Raw genomic sequence first — 12,306 nt, forward strand, 5'->3', positions numbered from 1 at the left:
AGGAAATGTGACGGTGTCGAATTCCAAAAATGAGCTCATCAGCCGTTGGCGCACGGTGGTCTCAAACCTGGAACAGGACCCGGACCTCTCGTCGCACCAGAAGGGATTCCTCTCCCTCGCCGTGCCGAAGGCCCTCGTCGACAATGCCCTCATCCTTCTCGCCGTGCGCGAAGAGCACACCCGCCGCACCATTGAAACCCGGCTGCTCGGCCCCCTGACCAGGGAGTTCTCCAAGGTTCTCGGGTTCGACGTGACCTTCGGCTTCGTCGTCGATCCGGAACTCGACGTGCCGATCCGCTTCGAAGACCTCATCGGGGAGCCGACCCCGGGAACCCAGGTTCCCGTCGATCCGGTCACCTCCACCTCGACGACGGGCACACCGGAACCCGCCCCCGCCGAGGCGGCCGAACCGGTGCGACCGACCCCCGCCGATCAGTCGACTCCTCAAATCCCCCAGCCGAACCAGGGCCAACCAGGTCAGGGCCGACCCGCCGCGCAGACCCCGAGTACTCAGATGCCGCAGGCGGAGACGTCGGCACCTCCGGCGAGGCAGATGCCCGCCCAGCAGCTGCCTCAGGACCCGGCCGAGTCGGGCATGACCGACCGTGAGATGAAGATCGCCGAGGCGACCGCCGCCCCGATGGGTCCGCCCGTCGATGCTCCCGGCGTCGCCCAGCTCAACCCGAAGTACACCTTCGACACCTTCGTCATCGGCGCGTCCAACAGGTTCGCCCACGCCGCGGCATTCGCCGTGGCCGAGGCTCCGGCCAAGGCGTACAACCCCCTGTTCATCTATGGGGACTCGGGACTGGGCAAGACTCACCTGCTCCATGCGATCGGCTACTACGCGACTCAGCTGTTCCCCGAGATCCGGGTGAAATACGTCTCCAGCGAAGAGTTCGTCAACGACTTCATCAACACGATCGGCTCGTCGAAGACGTCGAACGCCCTGCGGCCTGCCTTCCAGCGCCGTTACCGTGAGGTCGACATCCTCATGATCGACGACATCCAGTTCCTGCAGGGCAAGGATGCGACCGTCGAAGAGTTCTTCCATACCTTCAATGCTCTGCACAATGAGGCCAAACAGGTCGTCATCACCTCCGATCAGCCGCCGAAGATGCTCAAGGGCTTCGAGGAGCGGCTGCGTTCCCGATTCGAATGGGGTCTGCTTACGGACGTGCAGCCGCCGGATATGGAGACCCGGTTCGCCATTCTGCGCCGCAAGGCCGCGGCCGAACACCTCGACGTCCCCGATGACGTCCTCGAATACATCGCCTCCCGGGTGTCCTCGAATATCCGCGAACTCGAAGGCGCCCTCATCCGGGTGACGGCCTTCGCCAACCTCAACGATCAGCAGATCGACGTATCCTTGGCCGAGACCGTCCTCAAGGACTTCATCACCCCGGATGACACCCCCGCTGTCTCGGCCGCGGACATCATGGGCCAGACCGCTGCCTACTTCAGCCTCACCCTCGACGACCTGTGCGGGACCTCCCGGTCCCGGACGCTGACCACGGCCAGACAGATCGCCATGTATCTGTGCCGTGAGCTCACCGACCTGTCCCTGCCGAAGATCGGACAGGCCTTCGGTGGACGCGATCACACGACCGTGATGCACGCGAACAAGAAGATTCGAACTCAGATGGCCGAACGACGGGCCGTCTACACGCAGGTCACCGAACTCACAAACCGCATTAAACAACAGCACCGCCTATAGAAGACGTCATACACATCTGTGGATAACCCTGGGGACAATTGCTCACAGCTGGGGACAGACCGGTGGACAGAACTGCTGCACGGGTGGAAAGATGTGAACTACATGCTTGTGTTTACCCAAGCGCCCACCGGCGCCTCGGTCGCGGTGCACATGGCATCCACAAGTCCATAGTCGGTCAGAACCCTTGATTACTCTGGGGTAAGCGGCACTTGTCCACAGTCTCCACAGGTGCTGATACTTCTACCAAGTGAATTCAACTCTCAAGAGGGCGACCGCCACCGACTGCTGCGGTGGATGAGCTTCGAGCTCGGGACCTCGAGCTCACGTCGGTTGCAGAGTCGCCGAATATTCGAACACAGGATCTCGAGCGATTCTCGAATGCGAGATTCATCCGGCTGGCACCCCCTGGCAGCCCTTTTCGGCCGGCACTCCTGAGGTGGGCACAAATCGGATAGGCTGTGTAAAGTTTTCCGAGCAGTATCGAGCCTGTGACTCGCAACCCGGAATCTTGTGCCAGATGCCCAGTGCAGGTCGGGTGGCCACCCCGAAGGAGTAAAGTGAACGCGGAAGCATCCCCCTTGAAGTTCAAAGTCAATCGCGACGTTCTCGCTGACGCTGTTGCCTGGGCGACCAAGACTCTGCCCAACCGCCCTTCCGCTCCGGTGCTCACCGGCATCCTCATCACTGCCGAAACAGGCGGCACAGTGCGCCTGGCCGTCTTCGACTACGAAGTCTCCTCCCGCGTGGAGATCGTCGCCGATGTCGCCTCCGCGGGAACTGTGCTGGTCTCCGGTCGTCTGCTCGCCGACATCTCCAAGGCGCTGCCCAACCAGGAGGTCACGCTCGAGCAGATCGATGCGAAGGTCGACGTCACCTGCGGCTCGTCCCGCTTCTCGCTGATGACGATGCCCGTGGCTGAGTACCCGGCACTGCCGCAGATCCCCGACGACTCCGGCACCGTTTCGGCCGGAGAGTTCCAGAACGCCGTCTCACAGGTCACCATCGCGACCTCGAAGGACGACACCCTGCCGATCCTCACCAGCGTGCGCGTCGAGATCGAGGGTGAGAAGGTCACTATGCTCGCCACCGACCGCTACCGTCTGGCCGTTCGCGAATTCACCTGGACCCCGGGACGACCCGATGTCTCGGCCGTGGCACTGCTGCGTGGGCGCACACTCTCCGATGTCTCGAAGTCCCTCGGCGGCGATGTCACGATCGGTCTGAGCACCGATGCCGGCAAGGACCTCATCTCCTTCACCTCGGCCGGTCGAGTCACCACGTCGCTGCTCATCGAGGGCGAATACCCGAAGGTCCGGTCGCTGTTCCCGGATTCGGTTCCGATCCACGCCATCGTCGAGACAGCCGTGCTGCGTGAAGCCGTCCGCCGCGTCTCGCTCGTGGCCGAACGCAACACCCCGCTGCGCTTCGAGGTCACCGACGGCATGCTCACGCTGCACGCCGGCACCGGCGACGACGCTCAGGCCTCCGAAGCCCTCGAAGCCACCCTGCAGGGCGACGAGATCACCGTCGGATTCAACCCGCACTACATCGCCGAGGGCCTCGCCGCCGTCGAGAGCCCGTATGTGAACTTCTCATTCACCCAGCCGATGAAACCGGTCATCATCTCCGGGCAGAAGGAACTCGACGGCCCCGCCGACGAGTCCTATCGCTATCTGCTCATGCCCACGCGCATCTGAATGTGGATATCCCGACTCTCCCTGCGTGACTATCGGTCGTATCCCGAGCTCGACCTCGAGTTCTCACCCGGAGTCACCACATTCGTGGCCGACAACGGGACCGGGAAGACCAATATCGTCGAGGCGATCGGGTACCTCGCTCATCAGCGCTCGCACCGGGTCGCCTTCGACGCTCCGCTCGTCCACGAGGACAGACCGGCTGCGACCGTGTCCGCACTGGTCAACCGGGATCAGCGGCACGCCACCGTCGAGGTGACCATCCAGGCCAAAGGCGCCAACCGGGCCAGGGTCAACCGCAATGCGGTCAAGCTCAAAGACATCCTCGGCCTCGTCTCCTGCGTCGTCTTCGCTCCCGAGGACCTCAGCCTGGTGCGCGGGGAACCGGCCGAACGCCGGTCGTGGATCGACACCCTCGTCGTCGCGCGCAATCCGCGCTTCGCCTCGATCATCACGGACTTCGAACGAGCACTCAAACAGCGCAATGCTCTGCTCAAACGACTCCGTGAGGATCGCGATCCCGGCCTCGAGGCGACTCTCGACATCTGGAACATGGCCTATGCGGACTCCGCGGCCGAGCTCGTCTTCGGCAGGCAGCGGATCCTCGCCGACATCGTCGAGCCGCTGCAGACGAACTTCGCCTATATCGCCGCCGACGCCCGACTCGAGCGGCAAGGTGCCCATATCGCCTATGACTCGCGCATCGACTACTCGCAGGCCGAATCCGCCGCCGACTGCAGGGAACTGCTTCTTGCGGCCCTCGACCGCCGCCGGACGACGGAGATCGAGCGCGGACTGACCCTGCACGGACCCGGTCGCGACGATCTGTCGCTGATGATCGGAGACCATCCGGCGAAGGGGTACGCCTCTCATGGTGAGACCTGGTCTCTGGCGCTGGCCATGCAGCTGGCCGGCTGGGATCTGCTCTCCGCGGATGCCGGAAGCGCCGCCGAACAGCCGATCCTCGTCCTCGACGACGTCTTCGCCGAACTGGACACCGGTCGGCGACAGCGTCTGGCCTCACGAGTGGCCTCGGCCGAACAGGTATTCATCACCGCAGCCGTCGACTCCGATCTGCCCGATGGACTCGAGGGAATCCGGATCGACCAGTCCCGACTCCTGCAGAGCAGCGCATCATGAGCGGCATCGCCCGGGACTACTCCACTCCCGTCGCCTCCCTCGAAGCCCTCGACCGAGTACGGCGGATGGAAGTCACCGAAGCGAAGTTCGTCCGCAGCCGTCGACGCTCCCGCCTGCGCGGCGAAGTCGTCTACTCCGGATCGGGCAGAGACGGCCGTGACCCGAAGACGGTGTCATCCGTGCTCGGCTCGCTCATCACCGCCCGCGGCTGGTCGTCGTCTCTCGACATCGGCAAGGTGCTCGGCCGGTGGCCCGACCTCGTCGGACCCCAAGTGGCCCAGCACGCGACTCCCATCGACTTCTCTCCTCCGCTGCTCGTCATCGCCGCGGACTCGACGACCTGGGCGACCCAGCTGCGGGTGCTCAGACCCACGATCCTGCGCAGACTGGAAGAGGGACTGGGCTCGGCGACGATCACCGAGATCGAGATCAAGGGGCCACAGGGCCGCAGCTTCAAACGCGGCCGACGATCGGTGGCCGGCCGCGGACCCAGGGACACATTCGGATGAAGCGGACAGCCGCCTCGGCGAGATTCCGGGAAGCGGCTCTGCATTTCTGAGGAGAACCCTCTGCATTTCTGAGAAGAACACAGAAGGCCTTAAACGGCCATAGGCGCTCCCCGACCTGTCCGGGGGTACATCTGCGGCACGAAAATTCGGGAAATACGCCTTCACAGGCCGCTTACGGGCATTTCAGCGTCGGGCGCGGTAGAATGGGGAGCTGATAGCGACCATCCGAACAAGGAGTCATATGACGACCGAGGATCAGCCTCATTATGATGCCGGCGACATCACTGTACTCGAGGGTCTCGAGGCAGTCCGGAAACGACCCGGCATGTACATCGGTTCGACCTCGGAACGCGGTCTCCACCACCTCGTCCAGGAGATCGTCGACAACTCCGTCGATGAGGCGATGGCCGGCTATTGCGATCATATCGAGGTCACCATCCTCGCCGACGGCGGCGTCCGCGTCTCCGATGACGGACGTGGAATGCCCGTGGCCATGCACCCCACCGAGGGCAAGCCGACCGTCGAGGTGATCCTCACGATCCTCCACGCCGGCGGCAAGTTCGGCGGCGGCGGATACGCCGTGGCCGGCGGTCTCCACGGTGTGGGTTCGACCGTCGTCAACGCACTGTCCGAACGACTCGCTGTCGAGGTCAGACGTGACGGGTACACGTGGACGATGGACTTCGTCCGCGGTGTGCCCACAGGCGAACTGCAGCGCGGCGAAGCCACCGACGAGACGGGCACGACCGTGACCTTCTGGCCCGACGGGTCGATCTTCGAGACCACGGACTTCTCCTACGAATACCTGCGTGCGCGCTTCCAGCAGATGGCCTTCCTCAACAAGGGCCTGAAGATCAGCCTCACCGATGAGCGCCACAACGAGGTCGATGACGACGAGGTCCAGATCGACGAGGACGAGGCGACCGAGTGGAAGCCGCGCACCGCCACCTACGAATACGAGCACGGTCTGCTCGACTACGTCGAGTACCTCAACTCGACGAAGAAGGCCGATCTCGTCCACCCCGACGTCATCGTCTTCGAAGCCGAAGAGGGCGAACAGACTCTTGCCCTCGAGATCGCGATGCAGTGGACGACGTCGTACAACGAATCCGTCCACACCTACGCCAACGTCATCAACACCCACGAGGGCGGCACTCACGAAGAGGGCTTCCGCACCGCACTGACCTCGCTGGTCAACGCGTATGCGAAGGAACAGAAGCTGCTGCGCGACAAGGATCCCAACCTCACCGGCGACGACATCCGCGAGGGTCTCACCGCCGTCATCTCCGTCAAGCTCGGCGATCCGCAGTTCGAAGGTCAGACGAAGACGAAACTCGGCAACTCCGAGGTCAAGGGCTTCGTCCAGCGCGTGGTCCGCGACGAACTCGGTCACTGGTTCGAGTCGAACCCGGCCCAGGCCAAGGACGTCGTGCGCAAGGCCCTGCAGGCCTCCCAAGCGCGGATGGCCGCCCGCAAGGCCCGCGAAGCCACCCGGCGCAAGGGGCTGCTCGAGTCCTCGGGCATGCCCGGCAAGCTCAAGGACTGCCAGTCGAAGGACCCGACGATCTCTGAGGTCTTCATCGTCGAGGGCGACTCGGCCGGCGGCTCGGCGACTCAGGGCCGCAACCCGAACACTCAGGCGATCCTGCCGCTGCGCGGGAAGATCCTCAACGTCGAGAAGGCACGACTCGACCGGGCACTGGGCAACAACGAAGTCCAGGCGATGATCACCGCCTTCGGCACCGGCATCGGCGAGGAATTCGATCTCGAGAAGCTGCGCTACCACAAGATCATCCTCATGGCCGATGCCGACGTCGACGGTCAGCACATCACGACCCTGCTGCTGACGCTGATCTTCCGCTACATGAAGCCGCTCATCGAGCACGGCTACGTCTACCTCGCCACCCCGCCGCTCTACCGCCTCAAATGGTCGAACGCTCCACACCAGTTCGCGTACACGGACAAGGAACGCGACGGACTGCTCGAGACCGGGCGGGCCGCAGGCAAGCGACTGCCCAAGGACCTCGCGATCCAGCGCTACAAGGGTCTGGGCGAGATGAACTACGAGGAGCTGTGGGAGACGACGATGGATCCCGACCACCGACTGCTCAAGCAGGTGTCCCTCGACGATGCGATCGTCGCCGACGAGATCTTCACCGTCCTCATGGGCGATGACGTGGATTCGCGTCGTCGCTTCATCCAGGAGAACGCGAAGGACGTCCGCTTCCTCGACATCTGAGCATCCACCCTCACCGGGCAGCCGCCTCGGTGAGGGTGGGAGACCGGATGCACCGCACCCATTCTTTGCACGCACCAATCGCCGCCGCACACGGTTGAGATCCAACCGGACACGGTTCGAACACAAGGGAAGAGCCCACATTGGCCGACGAGAACGATATCGGAACAGACATCAACCGGATCGAACAGGTTGATCTCAACCTCGAAATGCAGAGGTCCTACCTCGACTACGCGATGAGCGTGATCGTCGGACGTGCCCTGCCGGACGTCCGCGACGGACTCAAACCCGTCCACCGTCGCGTCCTCTACGCGATGTTCGACGGCGGCTACCGTCCCGACCGGAACTTCTCAAAGTGCTCCCGCGTCGTCGGCGACGTCATGGGCCAGTACCACCCGCACGGCGACACGGCGATCTACGACGCCATGGTCCGCCTCGTGCAGCCGTGGACGATGCGCTACCCTCTCGTTTCCGGTCAGGGCAACTTCGGGTCCCCGGGCGACGACGGTGCGGCCGCCCCCCGTTATACCGAGTGCAAGATGGCGCCCCTGGCCATGGAGATGGTCCGGGACATCGAAGAAGGCACCGTCGACTTCCAGGACAACTATGACGGGCGCAACCAAGAACCCATGGTTCTGCCCTCCAGGTTCCCGAACCTCCTGGTCAACGGCTCGGCGGGAATTGCCGTGGGCATGGCCACGAACATACCTCCGCACAACCTCCGCGAGGTCGCCGCCGGCGCGCAGTGGCTGCTGTCCCACCCGGAGGCGAGCAAGGAAGAGGCGCTCGAGGCCCTTCTCGGCCTCATCAAGGGACCGGACTTCCCGATGGGCGCGACGGTCCTCGGCCGCAAGGGCATCGAGGACACCTACCGCACCGGCCGCGGATCGATCACCCAGCGCGCCGTCGTCGAGGTCGAAGAGATCCAGGGCCGCACCTGCCTCGTCGTCACCCAGCTGCCGTACATGGTCAACCCGGACACTCTGGCCGCGAAGATCGCCTCCTATGTCAAGGACGGCAAGGTCGCCGGCATCGCGGATCTGCGCGATGAGTCCTCGGGACGCACCGGTCAGCGCCTGGTCATCGTGCTCAAGCGCGATGCCGTGGCCAAGGTCGTGCTCAACAACCTGTACAAGCACACCTCGCTGCAGGAGAACTTCTCCGCGAACATGCTGGCCCTCGTCGACAGCGTGCCGCGCACGCTGAGCATCGACTCGTTCCTGCGCCTGTGGGTCAAGCACCAGATCGAAGTCATCGTCCGCCGCACTCAGTTCCGTCTGCGCAAGGCCGAGGAACGCGCCCATATCCTGCGCGGCTACCTCAAGGCCCTCGACGCCCTCGACGAGGTCATCGCCCTGATCCGCCGCTCCCCGTCCTCGGACGAGGCACGGACCGGTCTGATGGAGCTGCTCGAGGTCGACGAGATCCAGGCGAATGCGATCCTCGATCTGCAGCTGCGCCGTCTGGCCGCCCTGGAACGTCTGAAGATCCAGGAAGAGGCCGAGAAGATCGAGGCGCAGATCGCCGAATACAAGCACATCCTCGAAACCCCGTCTCGCCAACGTGAGATCGTGTCCGAGGAACTCGACGAGATCGTCGAACGCTACGGTGATGACCGCCGCACGAAGATCCTCGCCGGCTTCGACGGAGACGTCTCCATGGAGGACCTCATCCCCGAGGAGGAGGTCGTCGTCACGATCACTCGCGGCGGCTACGCGAAGCGGACCCAGACGCACCTCTACCGTGCCCAGCACCGAGGCGGCAAGGGCATCAAGGGTGCCGCGCTGCGCGGCGACGACGTCGTCGAACAGTTCTTCGTCACCTCCACCCACAACTGGCTGCTGTTCTTCACGAACACCGGACGCGTGTACCGGGCGAAGGCCTATGAGCTGCCCGAGGGCTCACGCGATGCCAAGGGCCAGCATGTGGCGAACCTGCTCGCCCTCCAGCCGGGCGAGTCGATCGCACAGGTGCTGTCGATCCGTGACTACGAGGTGGCCGACTTCCTCATCCTCGCCACCCGTTCCGGTGTGGTGAAGAAGACCCGTCTGAGTGAGTACGACTCGAACCGCACCGGCGGTGTCATCGCCATCAACCTGCGCGAATACAAGGGTCAGCCCGATGAACTGGTCTCGGCCCGCATCGTCGGCGCCGATGACCACCTGCTGCTGATCTCGCGCAAGGGCATGTCGATCCGCTTCGCCGCCGACGACGAGTCGATCCGTCCCCTGGGCCGGGTCACCGGGGGCGTGACCGGTATGAAGTTCAAGGACGACGACGAGCTGCTGACGATGGACGTCGTCCAGCCCGACACCTATGTCTTCGTCGTCACCGAGGCCGGATACGCCAAGCGCACCCCCGTCGACGAATACCGTCTGCAGGGCCGCGGCGGCCTGGGAATCCGGGTTGCGAAGATCACCGAACAGCGCGGAGACTTGGTAGGCGGACTCATCGTCGAAGACGGTGAGGAGGTCCTCGTGGTCATGGAGCGCGGTAAGATCGTTCGATCGAGCATCGATGAAGTTCCGGCGAAGGGACGCAACACCATGGGTGTGGTGTTCGCGAAACCGGACAAGAAAGATCGTATTATCGCAGTGACCCGTGGGCCCGAAGCCGAGGTCGACGACGAGATCGAAAGCGAAGACGATGCCGAAGTCCCGGAAGGTGAGGTCGCAGAGCCTCAGACCGGCAACGAGGATGTGGAAGAGTGAGCGATAGCAAACAGCCAGGCTCAGGCAAGATCATACGCACGTCGAGCGGCTCGACCCGTCTGACGGCCGACTCGTCGAAGTCGGACGAGAAGTCGGCCGGAGCGAGTTCGAACTCCGGGTCGGGCTCGAACTCCGGGTCGGGAACCGGCTCGAAACAGGGATCCGATTCCGGTCGCGGTTCCTCGGGGCCCGACAGCCAGAACGCCACCGTCGTCGCACCTCCCGCACCGAAGGCTTCGCCGAAGCCCAACCGCGCTCCCTCGGCCGGATCGACGCCATCGGCACACACCGGCTCTCAAGGATCGGGTGCTCAGACCGGTTCCCAGGGGGTCGGAGCACCGGCCTCCGGATCGCAGGGATCGGGCTCCCAGGGATCGAACGGCGGCAACCGCAGCGCCACCTCGGTGATGGGAAATGCCGCGAACACCGTCCGCGCCAGCTCCGGCAGCGTGAAGATGGGCGTGAAGAACATGGTCGACAGCGGGAAGGGCAGCAAGAAGAAGGCCCCCCGCACGGTTCGCCTCACCGTCTCCGCGGTCGACCCGTGGTCGGTCATGAAGATGTCGTTCCTCATGTCCGTGGCGATCGGCATCGCCACCATCGTCGCGTTCATCGTGCTGTGGGTCGTGCTGCAGGCGACCGGTGTGATGAGCGGCCTCGAGTCGACCATGAGTGAGCTTGCCGGCGCGGAGTCGGCCGAGCGGATCATCGGCATCTTCGGCTTCGGCCGAGTCGTTGCTGCCGGCTTCATCATCGCGGTCATCAACATCGTGCTGATGACGGCGCTGTCGACCCTGGCGGCTTTCATCTACAACATCGGCTCCCTCATCGCCGGCGGATTCAGCCTCACCCTCACCGACGACTGACCCCTCCCCTTATTGCTACCTGACGGCGGCCCAGCAACCTCGCGCAAGGTTGCTGGGCCGCCGTCAGGTAGCAATAAGGGAGGGTGTGAGAGGGGTCACGGTTCGCCGATTTGTGTTTGGCTGCGGTCGATGGGTATTGTTTTACTTCGGGTTCACCCGATAAGGGCCTATAGCTCAGGCGGTTAGAGCGCTTCGCTGATAACGAAGAGGTCCCTGGTTCAAGTCCAGGTAGGCCCACGTCCTGTCACAACAGGATTTCCTTTCGAGGAGGATCATGAGAAGATGGATTCTCAGCGGTCTCACTGTAGTGGGACTGGGAGTGTTCTTCGGGTGGCGGCACCGCAACCAGGGTGCCCAGGCCGAATGGTCCGAACACACCGACTCGGTGTGAGGGTGTGAACCCATTTCGGGGGTATGGCGCAATTGGTAGCGCATCTGCTTTGCAAGCAGAGGGTTAGGGGTTCGAGTCCCCTTACCTCCACTCGAGTAGTTTTGAGACAGCACTCGTAGAACGAAGGCTCCGAACCGATTGCGGTTCGGAGCCTTCGTCGTCTGCGCCGGCGATGAGCGGTACCGAAGGTCGTCAGAGAGCGCCGGCTCATCGGTCATGGAACGTGTCATCGTCGATGTCCGGAAGGCACTGCTAGAGTCGACGCGTGACATCGCAACGTTGGCAGGACATCATGGAATGGCCGCTCATCACCACGGCGGTGATCTTTCTCGCCGCGTACAGCTGGCAGGTCATCGGAGAGCCGACCGGGCGAGCCGGAGACATCGCCTACGGGATAGTGTTCGCCTCCTGGCTCGTCTTCATCGTCGACTACGCCGTCAATCTCATCCTCGCGCAGCGACGGTGGGAGTGGTTCGTCCATCATCTCTTCGAACTCGTCGTCATCGTCCTCCCGCTGCTGCGTCCCCTGCGCGTGCTCAGAGCGATCACCGTTCTGCACGTTCTCAATCGGACGATCGGGACTGCGGTTCGGGGCCGGATCCTCATCTACACCGCCTCGGCGTCGGCGCTGCTCGTCTATGCCGCCTCGCTGGCCGTGCTCGATGCCGAACGGCACACGGACTCTGCGATCAACACGATGGGAGACGCCATCTGGTGGTCGTTCGTGACCATCACGACTGTCGGCTACGGCGATATGACACCTGTCACCGGAGTGGGAAGGACGCTGGCGGTGTGCCTCATGCTCGGAGGCATCGCGCTGCTCGGTGTCGTCACGGGAACGCTCGCCTCATGGATCGTTGAGAAGGTCTCGACGAACGTCGACGAGAACCAAGCGGCGACGGTCGCCCACGTTCGCCGACTCGAGGACAGGATCAGCGAACTCACCCGCAGTCTCGACGCTGTCGCCGAGCAGATCGGCGGCGAATCGGCAGCAACCAGACATTCGGAGGAGATGAGGACCGGACGGTCGACAGAATAGGGT

8 protein-coding genes and 2 tRNA genes are annotated in these 12,306 nt (G+C 63.7%); all 10 read left to right on the forward strand.

The window, feature by feature from the left end:
- The first annotated feature begins 13 nt into the window (after positions 1–13).
- The 10 genes from dnaA to CXR29_RS00050 all read left to right on the forward strand — a co-directional run bounded on the left by dnaA (position 14) and on the right by CXR29_RS00050 (position 12,303).
- Positions 14–1,717, forward strand: a complete 1,704-nt coding sequence (dnaA, locus tag CXR29_RS00005; protein WP_101554930.1) for a chromosomal replication initiator protein DnaA — start codon at positions 14–16, stop codon at positions 1,715–1,717.
- Between the two features lie 557 nt (positions 1,718–2,274).
- Complete coding sequence (gene dnaN, locus CXR29_RS00010) at positions 2,275–3,414, forward strand: DNA polymerase III subunit beta (RefSeq protein WP_180956961.1); 1,140 nt, start codon at positions 2,275–2,277, stop codon at positions 3,412–3,414.
- The gene (recF, locus tag CXR29_RS00015; RefSeq protein ID WP_101554841.1) at positions 3,415–4,551 is read left to right on the forward strand and encodes a DNA replication/repair protein RecF; all 1,137 of its coding nucleotides are present in this window, start codon (positions 3,415–3,417) and stop codon (positions 4,549–4,551) included.
- On the forward strand, positions 4,548–5,060 hold the full coding sequence (locus CXR29_RS00020) for a DciA family protein (protein ID WP_101554840.1): 513 nt from the start codon (positions 4,548–4,550) through the stop codon (positions 5,058–5,060). The genes recF and CXR29_RS00020 overlap by 4 nt, the downstream gene beginning before the upstream one ends.
- A gap of 241 nt (positions 5,061–5,301) precedes the next feature.
- Complete coding sequence (gene gyrB, locus CXR29_RS00025; protein WP_127363511.1) at positions 5,302–7,299, forward strand: DNA topoisomerase (ATP-hydrolyzing) subunit B; 1,998 nt, start codon at positions 5,302–5,304, stop codon at positions 7,297–7,299.
- A 140-nt stretch (positions 7,300–7,439) separates the two neighbouring features.
- Positions 7,440–10,007: a DNA gyrase subunit A gene (gyrA, locus tag CXR29_RS00030; protein WP_101593911.1), complete on the forward strand. Its 2,568-nt coding sequence runs from the start codon at positions 7,440–7,442 to the stop codon at positions 10,005–10,007.
- Positions 10,004–10,873: a DUF3566 domain-containing protein gene (locus tag CXR29_RS17520; protein WP_241241515.1), complete on the forward strand. Its 870-nt coding sequence runs from the start codon at positions 10,004–10,006 to the stop codon at positions 10,871–10,873. The genes gyrA and CXR29_RS17520 overlap by 4 nt, the downstream gene beginning before the upstream one ends.
- A gap of 163 nt (positions 10,874–11,036) precedes the next feature.
- Positions 11,037–11,110: transfer RNA gene (locus tag CXR29_RS00040), tRNA-Ile, on the forward strand.
- A 171-nt stretch (positions 11,111–11,281) separates the two neighbouring features.
- A tRNA-Ala gene (locus CXR29_RS00045) sits at positions 11,282–11,354 on the forward strand.
- Positions 11,355–11,529: 175 nt separating this feature from the next.
- Positions 11,530–12,303 carry a potassium channel family protein gene (locus CXR29_RS00050; protein WP_025779650.1) on the forward strand — a complete coding sequence of 258 codons (774 nt, stop codon included), beginning with the start codon at positions 11,530–11,532 and terminating at the stop codon, positions 12,301–12,303.
- Positions 12,304–12,306: the final 3 nt, after the last annotated feature.

Origin of the sequence: Brevibacterium linens, from assembly GCF_003999335.1 — a bacterium.
GTDB classification, from domain to species: Bacteria; Actinomycetota; Actinomycetes; order Actinomycetales; family Brevibacteriaceae; genus Brevibacterium; species Brevibacterium linens.